Here is an 18818-nt window from a genome sequence, read left to right as displayed (position 1 = left end):
TGTTCGTCGAGCGGCTGTGGCGCAGCGTCAAATACGAAGAGGTCTATCTGCGCGCCTACGACACCGTGTCCGACGCCCGCGCCTCGATCGGCCGATACTTCGCCTTTTACAATGGCCGGCGTCCCCATCAGGCGCTGGAAAACCGCGCGCCGATGGCGGTCTGGCGGGCAGGTGTCACCGGCGCATTCGGCGAAGAGGCTGTGGACATGACGCTTCTCGCAAGCGAGAAGCTTGGACAACGCTGCGCGTTGCCCACATCCCCACAGCCACGACAGCAGCAAGCAACAGTGGCGTAAAGTATCGGGAAGAACGAACGGCAGCAAGCTCCACTTAAGAAACCAGACCCGGTGGTCCTCAGCATAGGGTCCACTTCAGACGGCGTCGGACCCCGCGCAGGAGCGTTATCCTTACTTACCGGCAACATCAGCCGTTTTGCGAAGGCTGCAGGGCAGTCGAACATGGCGAAGCTGGACTGGTGTGATTGTCACCACCCCGTCCGCCGACGACGGTCACACAAAATGCGGCCGCGCTCCAGCCGCTTGGCATAAAGTGACATGCCCAGTCCTGGCAGGCTCGAAATTTTCGGCCGCCTGTATCCGAGCTGCTGCTCGAGAGCGGCCATGGCCTGGCGAGCTCCGTCTAGCGTCGCAGTCGCCTCGTTAAAGAGCTGCCGCGCCTCATTTAATTGAGTGACCGCTCTTGCGCCAGCATTAAAGAGCTTTTTCCTGGTTGATGGAGGTCGATCCTCGAGTACTGCGCGCTCTAGGTCTGGGAGCATGCTCATGAGCGCTCGATGTGTGCGTGCTTGCGCCTTTTCAGAGTTCGCGGCCGCGGCTAGCGCGTTACGATAACGCCGTACCGCCTCGATGGTCCTCTCCTCAAGATGGGAATCGTCGCTCAATGGCTCGTTCTCGCTACTTGCACGGTCGAAGCCGCATCGGGCGTCATGCTGGTTCGATGACAGATCGCTCTCAACCTCCTTTTGACCGTACAATCTGACGCTACGTGCGCTTCAAGCTTGTTGGGTAATTATTACTTTCGTCGCCCTTCATCAGATTGCGCATTGGCGCTAGTTGCTAACAGCGCAGACCAGCGGGCATCGAACTTCGAACATTGCCCCCTCAGTGCTAGACAACATGAGCGTGCACGAAGTGCCTGATGAGCCTCTTTCGCATTGGGCTCGTAAACACTCATCCCGAAGTTGATCATCCATCCAACCGGACGATCCGCCCAGCCGACCACCTCCCGCACCGATCTTGGTCCGATTCGTTTCGTTAGAGCTCAGCCGCTCTGCTTGGCTGATAACCTCGTTGTCACCAGAAACCCGTGAGAAGGTGTCGAAACATTCGGTATCAGCTGGAGAGCTGGCCGGATTGTTCGCGCTGTTTCCGAAGCTGCGCGAAAAAAGCCGAAGACCGGGCATAACTATCCGATCGTCTTGATTCAGCAGGCCGGCCTTGACGGCTTCTGGGTTCAGGTGCTTGAAAAAGAAGGGATTTCGAAAACCGCCCGAGAATTCATCCTCCGATGAGGCAGTGCGAGTACGGGCCGCAGAGCCGCCATCATGCGGATTGCGCGGCTCGTCGTGATAGACCCAGTCCGCGACCTGCCGCGCGACAGCACCTGCCCGACCACGAACTGGAATGCTCAAGGAGGAGTCATTGATGGCAATTTACCTTATCGACAGTATCGCAACGAGGTCCCTTCCTTGATTGTCAGTTTAGAACGCTCTCCGCTTAGACGTGTGTGTGGGACGAACGAAGAGTACGTTGCGGCTGCGCGGGCGGCGGGAGAGCCATGCGCTCACGGCGTAAATTGTGCCGATGATAGCGAAAGCGATCGACAGCAAAAAGAAGAATAGCATCGCGTGAACCTCTTAATTGTTGAAGGTTGGTCTGGCTGCATGTGTGGACGCGACCCGCGCAGCGCCGAATTAAAAGCCGGAGGCCAATCTCTCATACAACGTGACGTAACGTCAGGTTCAAGCGCCGGGCGAGGAAAAGGACGTCATGGCGGTTCGTCTTCGCCTGATCGTGCGGGTTCCTGGGACTCAGCAATCGCGACAACGCTGTCATGGCCGAGCGAGCGGATCAGGCGAGAAGGCAATAGCGAGTCGGATCGGGCCTCGTAACAGTGAAGTGGACCCTATGCTGAGGACCACCGGGTCTGGTTTGTTAAGTGGAGCTTGCTGCCGTTCGTTCTTGCCAATACTTTACGCTACTGTTGCTTGCTGCTGTCCTGGCTGTGGGGATGTGGGCAACGCGCAGCGTTGTCCAAGCTTCTCGCTTGCGAGAAGCGTCATATCCACAGCCTCTTCGCCGAATGCGCCGGTGACACCTGCCCGCCAGACCGCCATCGGCGCGCGGTTTTCCAGCGCCTGATGGGGGCGCTGGAAATTGTAAAACTCGATCCATCGGGCGATTCCGGCTTTGGCCTCGTGGCCATCCGAATAACCCTTGAGATAGATGCCCTCGTATTTGAGCGAGCGCCACAGCCGCTCGATGAACACGTTGTCCATCTAGCGGCCGCGACCGTCCATCGAGATCCTGACGCCGGTGGCGGCCAGCGTGCCGGTGAAGGCGGCGCTGGTGAACTGGCTGCCCTGGTCCGTATTGAATATCTCAGGCCGGCCGAAGCGCGGCAAGGCCTCTTCGAGCGCAGACACACAGAACGATGTGTCCATCGTGTTCGACAGGCGCCAAGCCAGCACCGCACGGCTCGCCCAATCGATGATCGCCACCAGATATAAAAAGCCTGGCCGATCGGCACATAGGTGATATCGGCCGCCCACACTTGATTTGGCCGGTCGATCACCATATGGCGCAAGAGATACGGGAAGATTTTGTGTCCCGGCGCCGGCTTTGTGGTTCTGGGTTTGGTCCCAGCGCCGCGATGCCCATCTTGCGCATCAACCGCTGCACGCGCTTGCGATTGATGCGACAGCCTTCGCCATTGAGCATCGCCGTCATCCGCCGCGAGCCCAGGAACGGCCAGGCCGTGAACAGCTGGTCGATCCGTCGCATCAGCTCAAGGTCGTTGTCATTGGCCGGCCGCGGCGGCCGATACGCTCGATCGCGCAACGCTCAGCAGTTGGCATTGCCGGCGGATCGATAGATTCTCATGATCGCGCTGAAGCAATCCTCGGCGATCCGGCGCGCTCATCTTCCGGACCTCCCTGGCTAAGAAATCTCGCTCGACCGTCAATTGTCCGATCTTGGCGTGGAGCTTCTCGACCTCCAGTTCGTGGGCCGCCTCGCCATCCCGACCAGTGCCCGGGTCGAACGCGCGAACCGCTTGATCCTGAAGCTGTTTCTTCCAGGCATAAATCTGGTTCACATGCACCTAGTAGCGCTGCGCCAGATCCGTCACCGTTGATCGTTCTCGCAGCGCCTCCAAGGCGATCTTTGCCTTCAGCGCCGCATCGATTGTCCGTCTCGTCTTCTTCATGGTCCGCTCCGTTTATCAAAAAGGGAACGGCATCCGCACCACCTAAGCCGCCGGTCCAAAATCCGGCGTCCACTTCAAGGAAGTCTATGCGTCCAACCGCCGGGACAATCTTCCGCCCTGATCCCGTCGCGGCAGATCCCACGCGCACGATCGTGACGCTCATTCACGGCAGCCTCCCAGGCCGCCAGATCACGCTTCCGGACGGCACTAAGATCGAGGAGAGCAGTCATCGCCCGATGCCCGCCAGGGCATCGCTCTCGATCGATCAACGCTGGCGGACTGGGTTGTACATTGAGAGCTGCCACTGGTCAGCCATATGGACGTACAGTTGCAAAGTGCGGTCAGTTGCGGCGTCGAGTTTGTGTCAGCAACCAGTCCTGGTGGTGCGTCGCGCGTCTTCCAAGAGATAGAATCGCTATGTGCCGGGGCTGGCCAGCCGCGGCTACGAGTATCTCAAGTCTTAGAGAAGCAGCGGATGCGAGCTCCCCAAATGATCCAATTTCTCTTTGGGCCTACAGTTGGTCGGACCGTCAGATTTTGTTGCAGTGGCCAGGCAGTCGCGCACAGGATAACTCCGAGCAGGCACGGGACAGGGTGCTCGCTTGTCCATTCTAAATGTCTCACGATGTTAGCGCTCGATCAATGTTCCCAGAGAGCTCGTTCTGAACCGATGGTGTGATACGACTATGCTGCCCAATTCTCAGCAGGCCCGAGATGCGGCCTATCAGCTCCACGCCTACACAAACGCGCGGTCGCACCAACAGACCGGACCGCACATAATTGACCGCGGCGAGGGCCCCTATGTCTTCGACACAGCGGGAAAGCGCTACCTCGATGCGATGGCCGGTCTCTGGAGTGCGGGACTTGGCTTTAGCGAGAAGCGGCTCATCGAAGCCGCGCATCGCCAGATGCAAGTCCTCCCTTTCTATCACACCTTCGCATCACGATCGAATGGGCCTTCCATTGAGCTCGCCGAGAAGCTCGTGAAGATGTCTCCAGTGCCGATGAGCAAGGTGTTTTTCACAAACTCCGGTTCGGAGGCGAACGACACGGTACTGAAGCTGATCACTTCCGGTGGGAAGCGATGGCGGCGATAAAGAGGGTCCCGGGCGATCGGCATGCCGCTCGTCTATCCCCTTGGCCGCTCCAATTCGTTAACTTGACGGTACCGTGCAAAATGCCGCTGATAACGCGGCGGTCATCCACCCGATGTGCACCACTGCGACCGCAGCGGCTCAAGTCGCTTCCACTTAGCGTCGCTCAGCCAATAGAGTTGTTTCCTCATCAAGGCCTCCATCTGCGTAGAAGCCTTGAATCATAATCCGCCCCAAATCGGAATCCTTATTGAGTACGGACCCTAGACTAGCCGGGCTTGCTGTCTTTAACATCCGCATCCGTTTTCAGCAAGCGGCGACAACGAGCTGACCACAGGCGCTCGGAAATGCCGTTTTTTTCTGAAGGCTCGTTGCCATCAACAACTGGCCGATCAGGCGATCTTGGGAAAGTACTAGGCGACCGCCCCAAGCTCGTCGTCACTCATATCACATCCATTGATTCAACTGCTCACCGCTGATGTTGTTGTATCTTGAGATTATCCAATAACTTCGAGCCTTCACTGAACGATCTGGACCAAGATCGCTCTGCCAAGTCCAGATAGCTTTTTAGCAACTCGGAGGGCGTTTTTACCTCGGCAACGACTCTTAGAAAATTGGCGTGATCGTGCAAAGAGGAAGCAGTCAACCTCAAACTGTCCTTCAAAGCCGCCGCGAAGAAGTTTGTCGTTGCTTCGATCGACTTCTGCCATTCTGGAAACACGAATGCAGCGCGCGTGGCTGTCGTCGACTCCTTAGTATGTTCGGCGGTGCCACTTCGCCCAGGAGCCGATGCTTGGGCCACTTGCGGCCCTTGTTGTACACGGCGTTTCTCGTCTTCAGCTACGTTCGATGCCATTTCTTCTCCCCTCTGAACTGTAACGTTGTGATTAACCTGCGGAGGATAACACGATCTTCAATATCCGATACCTGCCACTTTTTGTAGCTTCGATCGCAAGGACCTGACTTGACGACGACATACAACGTGAGCAGTGCTGGCCGCGAATTATTCAGTCTGGCAGATTCCGGTAAGTGCCCCGATGGCAATTTTGCGGCGATAGTAACGGGAGCCGAGGGGAAACAGATCGCTGATCGCCGAGTTGTGTCGGTCGCGAACGGCAGGCCGCCACAATGGCGCTATCGCGCTCAATCAGCGATTGGTTCGAGAGGCAGGAGCAGCAGGTTGATGCGAGATCGCTTGCATGGGGCGACTTCAAGGGGAGCTCGATTTGGAAGGCCGAGACTGTGTGGTGGATTTTGCGAGAATTGATGCGCAAGGATAGCGCTCATGCGGTCATTAGTCATGCTTTGAGGTTCCGAGGCTATGTTGCGGAGAGTAGGTTTTTCCAGATGGGGGAAACATCCGAAATGGCATGTCGCAAAGGCGTGTAGGGGCTGAGCAGCAACTCCCTGGGTAAAAGCAGGTGGATAGAACTAGGAGTCTCGATAGACCTCGACTGTGAGACCTTACCCAGGCGATCTCAGAGAGAGGATCGCCTTGCAGTCGAAACGGCACTGTCAAATGCGGTGCCGGCAGGCTGATGCACTCGCTCAGAGATATGGAAGTGATGCGCGATGAGTCGCTGCAGTCGCCTACAACGCAAGCGGTGAAAGCTGCCCGAGAGAGGCTGCAGCGCCAGGGGAGACTCGACTGCCGCTCATTGAGGAGCAGCCGCAAAGGGACGGTGTGAGGTGGTCGTTTATCCTCGATGACAGATCAATCCGGTCCACCTCAGTCTCGGGCTCGGGTCTTGTCCCCAGTGATGGTGTTGCTCGGAAGCGTAAAGCTGCGCGCAACGGCTACTGCGACCGGACCGGGGAGATCCTCGCCGGCGCGGTCGAGCTTCGTATCCCCGAGCTGCGCAAGGGGTTCCTATTTCCCCGGCTTTTTAGAGCCGCGCCGGATGGCCGAGAAGACGCTCATCTCCGTGGTGCAGGAAGCCTATGTGCAAGGCGTCTCAAACCCGCTCGGTGGACGAATTGTCCAGGCCATGGGGATTAGCGGCATCTCCAAGAGCCAGGTCCGCGGCTGTGAGCGGAGATCGACGACAAGGCGAAGGCGTTCCTCGCTCGCCCGATCGAGAGCGACTGGCCCTATCTGTGGATCGACAACACCTACGAGAAGGTGCACCAGAGGGGCGCAGTCGCGTCGGTCGCGATAATGTCGCGGTCGGCGTCGACAGCGATGGCCGGCGCGAGATTCGTACGCATCCGACCAGCACCCCGGGCATGTGCGCCGGTCTGCCGCGGCGCTCAGGCAGCAGTCGCTTTGGACTGATGGGTCGCCTTCCAATTCCACGGAAGCAGGTCGACAACTCGGTTGACGGGGTGATCTGGAAGCCTGGCCAACACGTCAGCGAGCCAGGCTTGTGGATCAACGTCGTTCATCTTGCAGGTTTATGCCGCCCGCCGAACTATGCCGAGTCGGGTCGTTTTCCCCAGATTTCTCGCTGACCGGCGTTTGGTCGGTTCGGCATAGTTCGTTCTGTGCCTCCGCATTCAACAGCGGAGAACAGGAAGATGGAAGTTGAAGAGTACTTGGGTAGAAGCCGGCTGTACCGGCGTCTCAGAAGCGGGCCGCACGGACAGTTCGTCGAGCGCTACGCCGCTCGTCTCGTCGAAGAGAGGCTCGTTCGGCACGGCACGTGGCGTTGCCTCAACGTGGTTGGCGGGCTCCTGAGTTGGATCGCGGGCCGTCGCTACAAGCTGGTCGATCTCGATGAGCAGGTCGTTGCGCGGTACCTCCGACATCGAGGCGGGAGGCAGTCTATCCAGCCCGGTGACCGAGCTGCACTCAATCGATGGCTGTCGGTGCTGCGCGAGGAAGGCGCGATCGCGCCGTTGGTGCTACCGCCTCTCACCCCGCACGAACGGATCTTCAAGGAGTTCGATGCCTACCTGCGATCAGAGCGCGGCTTGGCCCCGAGGTCCATCGTCCGCTATCTCCCAGTCATCCGCAGGTTCCGGCACGAGGTGTGCTCCGGCGGCGCGGCGCCCTGAGCAAGATCAGCCAAGAGGACGTGATCCGCTACGTTGAGCGCCACGCCCAGGATTGGAGCCCGGGAACAGGCAAGGCGATGTGCTGGTCGTTGCGTGCCTTTCTCCGTTACCTCCACCATCGGGGGCTGAACTCGCGCCCGTTGGCGGATTGCGTTCCATCGATGCGCCGATGGAAGCTCGCAACTCTACCGACCTATCTGCCTGCCGCTCAGGTGCGGAAGGCTCTCGACGGTTGCGACCGAGAGACGGTGATGGGACGGCGCGATTACGCCATTCTATTGTTGCTGGCCAAGCTCGGCCTGCGGGCCGACGAGGTTGCGACGCTCACCCTCGACGATATCGACTGGCGCGCCAGCGAGATACTCGTTCGCGCCAAGGGCCGACAGCGTGCACGAATGCCGATATCGCCAGACATTGGCGCGGCTATCGTTGCATATCTGCGCAATGGCCGCCCAAAATCGTCGTGCCGACTGCCGCGCGGCAATCAGGGTGACAGTGCGTATTGCCTCACGTATCGATGCTCCCGGGCGCGATCGGTTGCCTCATTTATTTTGCTCCTGGCTTGGGTTGAGGAGGAGGCCGGGTGCGGAGATGGCCGGGGTTTCGGAGCGCCCGGCCTCCTCCGCTGGCAGCCGCTACATCATTGCGTTGTCGTGACCTCTGACCTTGGTGGCATTTTCTCCGTAGGAGCGAACAGCAGCGCATTCGCTTGCTCGCTGCGCCAGGATTTAAGCCGCCGTTGAAGCGTTCGAAGAAGCTTGTTCGGGTAGGCTCCAGGATATTCCACCTGCAGGCGGGAGAGCAGTTCGCTGCCAGTCCGCCAGGGCTCGGCTTCAAACCATTTTCGCAAATCTGGCGTTGCGCGAATGAGCGGGTCGGGACGACGCCGGCCTCTTTTCGCCTTCACGATTGGCCGATCCGTCGGTCGCATAGCTCCGTCCTTCCAGGCCGTTCGCAGGCATGCCAGGAAGCGATCGGTCGATTGCGATGCCGCAGCAGGATGGACGATTGGTTGGGTATCCGCGAGGGCCGCGAGGCGCTCCTGCGCGTCGCGGATGTCGCGCAACAACGCGACCGGATCGAGAGCGGCATAGATTTCTTGGAGATGGTGGCGGACTGCGTCAGGCGTGCGGGCGTCGGCGGCCAGGCGCTGGTGGGGTGTTGCCGGCGCGCTGTATGTCTTGCGCACACGAGCACCGTCGCGCTGCTTGGCTATCAGCTTGAACGAGGGTTGGAAGAAGTTTACGAACAGCCGCGCTGCTCGATAGAGTTCTGCCAGCAGCTCGGCCGCTTCCAGGCCTTCGAACCGACGATAGCCGACCATCCTGCGCACGACCGCGCCGTTCTTCTGCTCAACGAACGCCTGGTCATTCTTCCGGTAGGGACGGCAACGCGTGAAGACAATGTTGGCTGCCTCGCAATAGCCTTTCAGCGTCTCGTTCATGAACACCGTATCATTGTCAGTATCGAGGCCGAGCAGCGCAAAAGGCAAATGTTTGCGCAATTCCGTCAGCACCGTGCTCAACAGCGTCTGTTCACGCACGATCAGGGGAGCGCACTCTGTCCAGCCAGTAGCAATGTCGGTGAGCACGAGGGTCTGGATAAAGCTGCCGCGCGCAGATGGTCCGCTATGCGCTACAAGGTCAGCCTCGACGAATCCTGGCGCCGGATCGTTCCAATCCGCCGACGTCCGTATTGGAACACTGCGACGCAGAGAATGCGCTGTGTGCCGCCGGCGCTTGCGACCCAATTTTTCTCGGATCGGCACCAATACGCGGTCAATCATCGCAGCGCTCATCGCCAAAAGCTTGGCGCGGATCTCGGGGGCAAGGTCGAGGTGGCCATGCCGTTCCATCGCCTCTATCAGCGCAGGCATTAACGCCTTCAGCCGCTTCCCGCAGATCCGGTCTGACGCTTCCCAAAGGAGCACGAGCGCGTTGTGTTCTGCCTCATTATAGATCCGACGTCGCGGCCCTCGGCCTGGGCGTGCGTCTTCCTGGCCTCGAAGTAGTCGCATCGCATGCTTGCGATGAAACCCAGTGATGTCGACGAACTCATCTAATATTCGTGCCTTCTTCGCGCGATCCGAATGCCGATAACGCACGCCTGCCGCCGCCGTCAGTTCCTTCCGCGTTGCCATGCTCAGCCGCCCCATCTGCGCCCCCGCTCGTCCCCGATTCAGGGGAGCAATTTACGTGAGGCAACGGCTCAGCATCCGGTAACAATTAAGGCGAGGCAATGCGCATGTGGGCGTTGATCGTCGTGTGCCGCCCGTTGCCACTGCCCGCATGTGCGCGGCGGCGATACGCTCGCCCCCCAGGAAGATTTCAACCGTTCGCGCGCAGGTCCGCGCTTCTACCTCCCGACGGGCGAAGCGGTAGGGCACCGAGTAGTAGTGCCGTTCAAGCTCGACGTGATAGTCGAGCCCGACCCGGCATCGGCGCCATTCGGCATGGACCCACGGCTCGCCAGGAAGCGGTTTAAGTTTCCCCGAACAGCTGGCGCTGTGTGCGGCCATACTGACGCAGCACCCGTCCGTCATTGAGCTTGGCCAGCCACTCGGTGATCGCACCGTTGAGTTCAGCCAAGCTGTAAAAAGTTCGGTCGCGCAGCCGCCCCATCTGCGCCCCCGCTCGTCCCTAATCCAGGGAGCAATTTACGTGAGGCAACGGCTCAGCATCCGATAACAATTAAGACGAGGCAATGCGGAGTCTCACCCTGATCGCCGCCGCGCACGAGCATCCGTATCTCTACCTCGACGGCATCGTGATGAAGCGCAGCTGGGCTGGTGAGGTTCGCAACGTGTCGCTGCTGGTGGGCCTCGGCGGTCAATGCCGAGGGGTTCCGGGAGATCCTCGGCATCTGTGAAGGCGCCCAGGAGCCTTGGCTGCAGGCTCGCGCCAAGCAGCATCCCATCGCCACGAGTCTTCCCATGCTCGACGGCTATGTCGCCGCGATCGTGGCCGGGCCGGTGTCGATGAGTCCGCCCGACTGGATCTGTCCGCTACTCGCCACGACGCCGACGCATTCAACCACGGCGGCACGCCGGAGTTCGCTGCGATTTCGGCCGTCGCGCTGCGCCACAACGACATCAGTAACGTCCTTTCCACCGCACCACATCGGTTCGCGCCGATCCATGGCCGCAAGCCGAATGGCGACGTTGATGCGCGGCCGTGGTGCCGGGCTTCTATGCCGCCATGCGGCTGAGAGTATCGGCCCGGGCCCCGCTGCTCGACATCCGCAACATAGACCACGGCTTGCTCCTGCCGATCCTGCTGCATTGCGTCGACAATCAAGGGCGTCCATCGTTTGGACCGCCAAGGCCAGGCCGCGAGACCGAGGAATTCCTGCGCAACCCCCATACCGACATTCCGGACGTCGTCGAGGCCATGCGCCAGTACTGGATGCCGAACCGCTACGCCCGCGCGCGCTGATCACTGCAGACGTGGGAACTCATGCCGGTTACCATCTGCCGGCCGGGGCAGCCGATATACGCTCGATCGCGCAACGCGCAGCAGTTGGCATTACCGGCGGATCGATAATCTCTCATGATCGCGCTGAAGCAATCCTCGGCGATCCGGTGCGCTCATCGTCCGGACCTCCTGGCTAAGAAATCTCGCTCGACTCGTCACGGTTGATTGTTCTCATGGCGCCTTCAACGCGATCTTTGCCTTCAGCGCCGCATCGATTTTCCGTCGCCTCTTCTTCATGATCAGCTCCGTTCTTCGAACCGGAACGGTAACCGCGCCACCTGAGAGTCTGACTCATAAATGAGCCAAGCGAATGTGCGTTCAACCACCCACCGCCTTAGCAGAAGCTGGAAGCCTTTGACGCCTTGGGGCCGCTCGACGAGCTCGACAGTCCATGGACTGTAATCTGAGAGCGCGTTGAGGAGTTGATTTCCGCGGTAGATCCGGTCGGCAAAGACGTGGCGCAGGTAGGGGAAGTTGATCCGCACATTCTTCAGCAGCGGTACGGCGCCATGGCAGTCCTGAACGTTGGCCGGATGAACATGAACCTCGAGGAGGAGGCCATTGATATCCGTCACAATATGCAGCTTGCGGCCGTAGATGCGCTTGCCTGCATCGTAGCCGCGCGGTTCGCCAGCTTGCGTGGTCGGCGCACTTTGAGTGTCGATCACGGCTGCAGTCGGCTTCGGTGCGCGTCCAAGCTTTTTTGCGCCCGTCGGACAAGGACGCTGACAATCCTCTGCCACCGGCCTGTATCCCGCGTTGCATAAAAATAGCCCTGCACCGTCGAGTAGGGCGGGAAGTCCTGCGGCAACGCCCGCCACTGGCAGCCGGTCGAAACGATATAGAGGATCGCTTCCACCACACGACGCAGCTTCGTCTTACGCGGCGGGCCGCGCCGGTTCGCTCGCGGCAACAGGCGTCTGATCAGCGCCCACTCCGCGTGGGCCATATCGCTTGCATAACCAGCTCGTCCCGCCGATATTGCTCCCGAGTGATCTTGGTCCAGGGCAACGTGCTCTCCCTCGAATCTTTGCAAATCCGATGGAATCACACCCCACTGAGATCACTCACCCATTTTCAGTCAGGCTCTTAGGAAGCGCGTTTGGGCGCGTGCTCCAGAATGTCTTGCGTCAGCACCACGGACGGTATGGCCGTTGGCATCAGCATCTGACGATGCTTCGCCGTCCACCGCCAACCTGCCCAGAGCAGTACGGCGATCAAGGGAGTGGCGGCGACGGTGAAGGTACCGTTCGGATAATCAAGCGCCATCAGCACCAGGACGACAACGAGGAAAGCGAGTGTCGCCCACGACGTGACCGGCGCGCCGGGCATCTTGAAGCTGACGTCTGCGACCTCTCCGCGGCTGACGGCGCGGCGGAACATCATCTGGCAGACGACGATAAAGCCCCAGGTGCTGAGGATGCCGAGCGAAGCAACGTTGAGGACAATCTCAAACACCTGAGACGGCACGAGAAAGTTGAGCACGACTCCGAACACGTAGATCGCGAGGCTCAGGAGGATGCCGGCATAGGGAACGGCTTGGCGGTTCATCTTGGCGAGAAATGCCGGCGCGGAGCCCCCCTGGGCGAGCGATCTCAGCACCCGGCCGGTCGAGTAGAGGCCGGAATTCAGGCTTGAGAGCGCCGCGGTCAGAACGACGATGTTGATCACCGTGCCGACGCCAGGAATGCCGAGAGCGCCGAAAAAGGTGACGAACGGACTCTGGCCCGCCTCGTAGGCAGTCCAGGGCAAGAGGCAGACGAGCAGGACCACTGAACCGACGTAGAACAGTGCGATGCGCCAGAGCACGCTGTTGATTGCGGGCGGCAGGACCTTCTTGGGATCTGAACATTCGCCAGCTGCCGTGCCGACCAGTTCAACCCCGGCAAAGGCGAAAACGACGCCCTGCACGAGAACTAGGGGCGGTAAGAGTCCGTTCGGGAAGAAGCCGCCTTTCTCGGTAATGAGGTGTATGCCGGGCGCGCTGCCCGCGATCGAGATGCCACCAGCGAAAAAGATCGTGCCGACTACAAGGAACAAGGAGATTGTCGCCACCTTGATCAGCGCAAACCAGAATTCCATCTCGGCGAACCACTTCACGCCGACCAAGTTCATGGAACCAACGATAAGCAGGGCTCCGAGCGCAGACACCCATTGTGGCAGATGCGCGAAGAGATCCCAGTAGTGCATGTAGAGGGCGACCGCGGTGATATCGGCGATGCCAGTCATTGCCCAGTTGAGAAAGTACATCCAGCCGGCGACGAAGGACGCCTTCTCGCCGAGGAACTCGCGGGCATACGATACGAAACTTCCGCTGCTTGGCCGATGAAGCAGCAGTTCGCCGAGCGCTCGAAGGATCAGGAATGAGAAGGCGCCGCAAACCAGATAAACGATTGCCAGTGACGGACCGGCGATCTGCAGGCGTGCGCCAGCACCCAGAAACAGGCCGGTGCCGATCGCGCCGCCGATGGCGATCATCTGAACCTGACGATTGCCGAGCGCCTTGTGGTAGCCCTCCTCGTGGGACTCGAGCCAGCTTCTTTTATCGAGAGAAGCGTTGCCTGTCGTCTGTTGGACATCTAGTGCAGTCACTGAACTCTCCTTTGGTTATCGGCAATGTGTCGAGCCAAGGTTTGCGGAGCGGAGTCTCGAGCGCGTCGCTCAGATCGAGCTGCGGACTGAGCTTAATACGGGCGGCTAGGTTCGCTTTTATGTGGTCGATGTGTATGCATCCTGCCCGAGGCGCAGGTTTGCACGTGGCATAGCCCAGGTTATCCTGCTATGGACAGCCGTCTCCCAACGCGGAGGGAACTCACTAGCGAAATGAGTTGCTGCTCTTTGCAGAAGGATCGCCAACCGGGGCATCTTCACCTGATTGGGACTATTCTCTTTTGTATGGGCGACAACGGCCACTGAGAATTCACGGATGTCGCGAGCGCGACAGGCCCGATCAATGCTTTCTAGCGCGGCACAAAGCTTTGGCCATCAACGTGCACGCCTCGATGTGCTTGCCACCGCGTTCCATACAGCTCTGTGCCTCCCACCTCGTCGATGCGCGGCCTTGCCGATCTACCGCTCGGTTGAGAGGCGGACACCCCATGTGGCCGGAACGTATCATTTGCAAACTGCTACGTGCTCGACGGCCTTGCCTAGGCTGGTCGCCAAAACGCGATGAGCCTGTCTCCCCATTTCTGCAGGTCACTCGGAGACCCCGAGAAAGGATCCGGCGGCCCGACACCGGCGTGTCGTATAGCCGCGCGGATTTGATCTGAACTGTCGAAGGGATCGGCAGACTTGTCGCGGGGGAGAGCGAGATGGCCGGGGGTGATGCCCGTAGAGGACGCCTCTCGATCCCGCGCTCCGGGCGCATGCGATCGAGGACAGAACGGAGTGCTCCGCGAGCTTCCCCGCGGCCTGGACCGGATTTAGTGGTCGACCCGCTCGTCCCACCGCTGTCGGCGCTTGACACTGCAATGTACGACTTCCCAGATCGGCCAATACTCGTCATGATCCATCTCAGATTAAACGCTAATGCGCCGGCGCTACTGTTGCGGGGCCGGCGCTCTGGACGAATTCGTTGCTGCTCGCAGTGACGCCGCAGCTTCCTCTTTGAGACCAAGGACCGGACCGCAGTCTGTCGTGACGTATAATCGGGCACGGCTCGACGGCTGCGATATGATCGCAGATCTCAGATACGAGGCGCGACTGAGCGCCACTCGTGACAATTCGAGCGCGCGCGAGAATGCTTGGCCTTCGCTAGTGCGCCTCGCGCAGCTCTGGGGACGAGCTCGACGACTAGGTGCACCCCAAGTTGATCGGCAGGCAATCGAGTTCATGGCCTGCGAAAACATTTGCAACCTTGCTGATCTGAAGCACATGCTCGCCACGAAACCGACCATCGCTGGCCGTTGTGTAGGTCCGATACTGGCACTCAGGCTACATCGTCTTTCAGGTGACATGCTTGCACAAGGCTTTCTCAGCTGAGCATGCTGATCAGTCCCGCCCTGCGACGAGGCTCTGGGAACTTTCGATCGCTCGTGAGAGATAGGCACCTGGGCCCGACTCCAGCATTCGTTGCTCGCTTGGACATGTCTTGACAGCTTGACCTGCCTAAAGCGGCTACCTGACCACAAGCTGACGAAACGCCAGCAAAACCGATCATCTCGCACGACAGATTGGCGGCCGATCACCACCAGCGCCGTCACCGGCGTATTCGCATGCGCCGCGACCCATAGCAAGGCCATGCCGGCATCCCGCCAGCGTTTGACGTTGCGCGTGACGCGGCGAATGGTGCCCATCATGTTCTCGGCGATGTTGGTACAGGCGAGCGATTGACGAAGCTCCTTCGGCAGCTTCGACCGGACGACAGTCAGGATTTCGTCGAGGCCTTCGAGGATGCTGGCCGCTACGCCGGGCCATTGCTGGTCGAGTCGACGCGCGAGATTGCGGATCAATCTTTCAGCCTTCGGCGTCATCGAGCTCCTAGGCCTGGCGCAGCACCCGATGGGTGGCCGCATGATGCTCTTTTGGCAGGCCTTCCATGATGTTGCGCGCCTTGTGGATCTGGCAGCGCTGGATCGCAGCGGCCGAACCGAAGGTGCGGCGGAGCGCCTTCGACAACGCTTTCGCGCCGTCGGCGATGAACAGTCTTGGTACCGTGGGGTCGAGCCCGCGCGAGACCAGGTTGTCCAGCAGGGCTTGAACCGTTGCGGCATTCTCGGTCGCCCCTTCCACCAGCGCCAGCGGATGCTTGTTGCCTCCGCCGTCAACCCCGATCGCGGCGACCAGCACGAGATCGTCGCCGAGATGTAGCCCGTCGATTTGGACCACCAGAAGGTCGAGCGCGGACAGATCGGCAGCCATGAAGTCGGCCAGCCGCGCCCGCGCTACGAACCTCGGCGAGGTCGCCGACTTCGAAACCCCAGATCCGGGCGGTGCCGGCACCTCACCCTCCGGGAGCCGGACAGCGCGGGTCGAACCGGCGCGTCGACACATTGATCAGCATCAGGTTCATCGCCCAGCGACCGAGCCAGTCCTCCTGCGCCGCCGTTTCGCAGCTCGGGATCGTGATCGCGCGGCCGTCCATGCCCCGGACACGCGGGCGTTCGACCTCGATCTTGCCGCCGTGGAAGCCGATTCGTCCCCGCGTTCGGCCCCAACGGTGCGCCCGCCGCGCCGCGTCGCGACCTTGGTGCGGCGCGCAGGCCGCCGTGACATCCGCCTCCATCATCGTGCGGCGCGCCTCGATCCCTGCCGCAAGGCAGAACCGATCGAAGCTCGCCCGCACTTCCGCAAACGCGTCGTCCACAGCCCCGCTCGCCCAGCCGGTGTGATATCTCTCGTCATGGCGTTGCTCTCCTTTGTGGAGTCAGCACCCCGAGCCTACCGGCTCAAGGTGGGCAACGCCGACCCCTTCAGTAATTCAACAGAACCCGGGACATCCCCTGATGCTGCAAGCGGCGGTTTGTGATGGTGTCTCGCTTGATGCGGTTTCGTTCTGCGAGGATCGCCTCAGGCCTGCCGTGTTCGCCGTCAGCGCCTGTGAGACAAACAGGCAAGAGGGCAGGGTAACCTCACCCGTGTAGCAGCTTCATCAGCAGGATGCCGCCGGCGAGCACCATTGTGATGGCGTTGGCGGCGACCAGAGGTGCATCGCCCGAGAACAGGCCGTAGACGAGCCAGAGCGCCAGGCCCAGCACCATGACCACGAACATGCCGAGCGAGATATCGCCGGTGGAGCGGGTCTTCCAAACCTTAATGGCCGCCGGCGCGTAGGCCACGGTCGTGCAAGTGCCGGCGGCGAAGCCGATCAGCTTGTTCACGAGGGGGTCCATACCGGCTCTACAGCATGGATTCCAACCTCGGTCATGCCTCGCGTTTTCTTGCGAGCCGGCCAGTTCGCTCGAAAACACTACGCTTAAACGGCCGCCATAAGGCTGCGATATAGAGCGTCATAGTCGCCGGCGCCGCTTGTGCCGGAAGATGTCCGTCGCAAGGCCGCTTCGCTGCAGTCGCCGCCAGCTCAGTTCTTCACGACGCAAACGGAGGAGCAGTCTCCATGGCGCGACGAATTATGCTCGTTTCTGCGAGCGATAAGCTCCCGGTCAGCTTCTTCCGCTGCTTTGAGGCTGAGTGTGGAGAAGTTAGCAGGGCCTGGCAGGGACAGCGCTTCCCCTGTGTATGCGTGGGGAATAAGCGCCGAGTCACGCTCTGCTAACTTCAATTGGCAGTGCGAGCTGGGCAGGGGCAGCTTCCGGCCCAGCGCAACCGAACGGCGCGGAGTCGCGCCCGCACTGCCTGCGATCCGAGATTGATCGCCAAATCACTGGCTACGACCAGTCCTGATGGTTGCGCTAGGGCGTTTGCCGAATGATACACGCTACGGTCAGTTTCTTCCGCTGCTTGAGGCTGATCGTGGTGAAGTTAGCGGTGCGTGGTAGGGACAGCGCCTCCTCGGTTCACGTCAGGGCGCCGAGTCACGTGGCCGCTAACTTCATCGGCAGGCGAGCCTCGGCAAGTACACTGAAGCTCCTCCGAATAAGTGGACACCTGTAGTAGGCTCATTGAGCCCGGAGGTGTCGAATGGAACGTCAACGTCGGTCATTTACCGAAGAGTACAAGCACCAAGCCGTCGAGTTGGCTTTGTCGAGCGGGCGCTCGATCGGGTCGGTTGCCAAGGAACTCGGTCTGCGCGACTCGGTGCTGCGGCGCTGGGTTGACAAGCTCCGGCAGGAGCCGCATCGGCGGCGTGGCGCCCCACCACGCAGGCGACGCCGATGTCGGCGGACCAGGCTTCGGAGATCGCCCGCCTGCGTCAGGAGAACGAACGGCTGCGCATGGAGCGCGACATTTTAAAAAAGTCGATCGCGATCTTCGCCGGAACCCGGACATGAGCTTCCGCTTCATCGAAGACCACCGCGACGCCTATCCGGTGCGGCTGATGTGTGCCGTGCTCGAGGTCTCGCCGGCCGGCTATTACGCCTGGCGCGATCGCCCGGTGAGCGAGCGGACCAAATCCAATGCCAGCCTCCTGGCCGCGATCCGGCAAGTCCATCAAGACAGCAGCGGGCGTTACGGCAGTCCTCGCGTCCATGCCGTCCTGCGCAAGCAGGGCCGCGGCGCCAGCCGTGGCCGGATCGAGCGGCTGATGCACCGGCACGGTATCCGCGCCATCATGGCGCCGCCACGCCGGGTGCGCACCACCGACAGCCGTCACGACCTCCCGATCGCACCGAACCTGATCGCGCGCGACTTCACCGCTCCCGCCCCGAACCGGGTCTGGCTCGCCGACATCACCTACATCCCGACCGCGGAGGGCTGGCTGTATCTGGCGGCCGTCATGGATCTGTTCAGCCGAAAGATCGTCGGCTGGGCCATGCAAGACCATATCCAGGTCGAGCTCGCATCCGCGGCGCTGACGATGGCCATCCAGCAGCAACGGCCGCTGGCCGGATTGATCCACCACTCCGATCGCGGTGTGCAGTATGCCTCACATGCCTATCGCAAGGTCCTCACCGGCGCCGGCATCGTGGCATCAATGAGCCGCAAGGCCGATTGCTACGACAATGCCCCGATGGAGAGCTTCTTCCATACCTTGAAAACCGAGCTGATCCATCATCGCGACTACAACACCCGCGCCGAGGCCCAGCGCGACATCTTCGCCTTCATCGAGGGCTTCTACAACTGCGCATCAGAACACCCATCTGGCTATGTGATTGAAGAGAAGAGATTTTGTTGAGCGGGATGCGATCCCGCGGGGTATTTTGGGTTCTGTCGCGCTCGTTCGGCGATAGATCGAGCAGCAGTT

General features: G+C 60.6%; 9 protein-coding genes and 10 pseudogenes. 9 read left to right on the top strand and 10 right to left on the bottom strand.

Annotated features, from left to right (window positions below):
- Both EHH60_RS36350 and EHH60_RS38485 read left to right on the top strand, forming a co-directional pair.
- Window positions 1-152, top strand: a pseudogene (locus tag EHH60_RS36350) (integrase core domain-containing protein); the annotation flags it as partial.
- 1055 nt (window positions 153-1207) lie between these two features.
- A pseudogene (locus tag EHH60_RS38485) lies at window positions 1208-1498 on the top strand (IS110 family transposase); the annotation flags it as partial.
- Between the two features lie 858 nt (window positions 1499-2356).
- On the opposite strand, the pseudogene EHH60_RS36340 reads toward EHH60_RS38485, so the two are convergent.
- Window positions 2357-3447, bottom strand: a pseudogene (locus EHH60_RS36340) (IS3 family transposase); the annotation flags it as partial.
- 686 nt (window positions 3448-4133) lie between these two features.
- On the opposite strand from EHH60_RS36340, the pseudogene EHH60_RS36335 reads away from it, so the two are divergent.
- A pseudogene (locus EHH60_RS36335) lies at window positions 4134-4514 on the top strand (aminotransferase class III-fold pyridoxal phosphate-dependent enzyme); the annotation flags it as partial.
- Between the two features lie 496 nt (window positions 4515-5010).
- Here EHH60_RS36335 and EHH60_RS36330 read toward each other — a convergent pair.
- On the bottom strand, window positions 5011-5397 hold the full coding sequence (locus EHH60_RS36330) for a hypothetical protein (protein ID WP_124163944.1): 387 nt from the start codon (window positions 5395-5397) through the stop codon (window positions 5011-5013).
- Between the two features lie 828 nt (window positions 5398-6225).
- Between EHH60_RS36330 and EHH60_RS38985 the strand changes: the two are divergent.
- Window positions 6226-6502: pseudogene (locus EHH60_RS38985) on the top strand (transposase); the annotation flags it as partial.
- Window positions 6503-6791: 289 nt separating this feature from the next.
- Here the strand turns inward: EHH60_RS38985 and EHH60_RS36320 are convergent.
- A pseudogene (locus EHH60_RS36320) lies at window positions 6792-6935 on the bottom strand (transposase domain-containing protein); the annotation flags it as partial.
- A gap of 123 nt (window positions 6936-7058) precedes the next feature.
- Here EHH60_RS36320 and EHH60_RS37330 point away from each other — a divergent pair.
- Window positions 7059-7538: a hypothetical protein gene (locus EHH60_RS37330; RefSeq protein ID WP_158626812.1), complete on the top strand. Its 480-nt coding sequence runs from the start codon at window positions 7059-7061 to the stop codon at window positions 7536-7538.
- 77 nt (window positions 7539-7615) lie between these two features.
- Window positions 7616-8281, top strand: coding sequence for a tyrosine-type recombinase/integrase (locus EHH60_RS38980; RefSeq protein ID WP_409241723.1), 666 nt, complete (start codon window positions 7616-7618; stop codon window positions 8279-8281).
- Here EHH60_RS38980 and EHH60_RS36310 read toward each other — a convergent pair.
- Both EHH60_RS36310 and EHH60_RS36305 read right to left on the bottom strand, forming a co-directional pair.
- A complete protein-coding gene (locus EHH60_RS36310; RefSeq protein WP_124163942.1) occupies window positions 8179-9693 on the bottom strand; it encodes an ISNCY family transposase in 1515 nt (504 codons plus the stop codon). The two genes, EHH60_RS38980 and EHH60_RS36310, sit on opposite strands and share 103 nt — an antisense overlap.
- An 88-nt stretch (window positions 9694-9781) precedes the next feature.
- A pseudogene (locus tag EHH60_RS36305) lies at window positions 9782-10159 on the bottom strand (Mu transposase domain-containing protein); the annotation flags it as partial.
- An 82-nt stretch (window positions 10160-10241) separates the two neighbouring features.
- Between EHH60_RS36305 and EHH60_RS37865 the strand changes: the two are divergent.
- A complete protein-coding gene (locus EHH60_RS37865; RefSeq protein WP_162130876.1) occupies window positions 10242-10406 on the top strand; it encodes a hypothetical protein in 165 nt (54 codons plus the stop codon).
- Window positions 10407-10481: 75 nt separating this feature from the next.
- Here the strand turns inward: EHH60_RS37865 and EHH60_RS38480 are convergent, their stop codons facing one another.
- Window positions 10482-10676, bottom strand: coding sequence for a hypothetical protein (locus EHH60_RS38480; RefSeq protein WP_245454692.1), 195 nt, complete (start codon window positions 10674-10676; stop codon window positions 10482-10484).
- Window positions 10677-10711: 35 nt separating this feature from the next.
- Between EHH60_RS38480 and EHH60_RS38475 the strand changes: the two genes are divergently transcribed.
- Window positions 10712-10972 (top strand): hypothetical protein, encoded by a 261-nt coding sequence (locus EHH60_RS38475; protein ID WP_036032270.1) that lies wholly within the window; start codon window positions 10712-10714, stop codon window positions 10970-10972.
- A 338-nt stretch (window positions 10973-11310) separates the two neighbouring features.
- Here EHH60_RS38475 and EHH60_RS36295 read toward each other — a convergent pair.
- The 4 genes and pseudogenes from EHH60_RS36295 to EHH60_RS36280 form a co-directional block, all read right to left on the bottom strand.
- Window positions 11311-12022, bottom strand: a pseudogene (locus EHH60_RS36295) (IS5 family transposase); the annotation flags it as partial.
- Between the two features lie 78 nt (window positions 12023-12100).
- Entirely contained in the window at window positions 12101-13603 is a 1503-nt protein-coding gene (gene ansP / locus EHH60_RS36290; RefSeq protein ID WP_124163941.1) for an L-asparagine permease, read from the bottom strand.
- A 1628-nt stretch (window positions 13604-15231) separates the two neighbouring features.
- Window positions 15232-16357, bottom strand: a pseudogene (locus EHH60_RS36285) (IS256 family transposase); the annotation flags it as partial.
- Between the two features lie 227 nt (window positions 16358-16584).
- Window positions 16585-16845 carry a SemiSWEET transporter gene (locus EHH60_RS36280; protein ID WP_124163940.1) on the bottom strand — a complete coding sequence of 87 codons (261 nt, stop codon included), beginning with the start codon at window positions 16843-16845 and terminating at the stop codon, window positions 16585-16587.
- Between the two features lie 748 nt (window positions 16846-17593).
- On the opposite strand from EHH60_RS36280, the pseudogene EHH60_RS36270 reads away from it, so the two are divergent.
- Window positions 17594-18749, top strand: a pseudogene (locus EHH60_RS36270) (IS3 family transposase).
- Window positions 18750-18818 lie beyond the last annotated feature (69 nt).

Source organism: Bradyrhizobium sp. RP6 (assembly GCF_003837805.1).
Classification (GTDB): Bacteria; Pseudomonadota; Alphaproteobacteria; order Rhizobiales; family Xanthobacteraceae; genus Bradyrhizobium.
Note: the sequence above shows the minus strand (reverse complement) of the source record. Positions and strands in the feature narration are given on the sequence as shown.

What these genes read in the sequence shown, in the direction of transcription:
- EHH60_RS36310 (WP_124163942.1), bottom strand. Translation starts at nt 9,693, where the DNA reads ATGGGGCGGCTGAGCATGGCAACGCGGAAGGAACTGACGGCGGCGGCA.
- EHH60_RS37330 (WP_158626812.1), top strand. Translation starts at nt 7,059, where the DNA reads ATGGAAGTTGAAGAGTACTTGGGTAGAAGCCGGCTGTACCGGCGTCTC.
- EHH60_RS38480 (WP_245454692.1), bottom strand. Translation starts at nt 10,676, where the DNA reads ATGGATCGGCGCGAACCGATGTGGTGCGGTGGAAAGGACGTTACTGAT.
- EHH60_RS38980 (WP_409241723.1), top strand. Translation starts at nt 7,616, where the DNA reads ATGTGCTGGTCGTTGCGTGCCTTTCTCCGTTACCTCCACCATCGGGGG.
- EHH60_RS36280 (WP_124163940.1), bottom strand. Translation starts at nt 16,845, where the DNA reads ATGGACCCCCTCGTGAACAAGCTGATCGGCTTCGCCGCCGGCACTTGC.
- EHH60_RS37865 (WP_162130876.1), top strand. Translation starts at nt 10,242, where the DNA reads ATGCGGAGTCTCACCCTGATCGCCGCCGCGCACGAGCATCCGTATCTC.
- EHH60_RS36330 (WP_124163944.1), bottom strand. Translation starts at nt 5,397, where the DNA reads ATGGCATCGAACGTAGCTGAAGACGAGAAACGCCGTGTACAACAAGGG.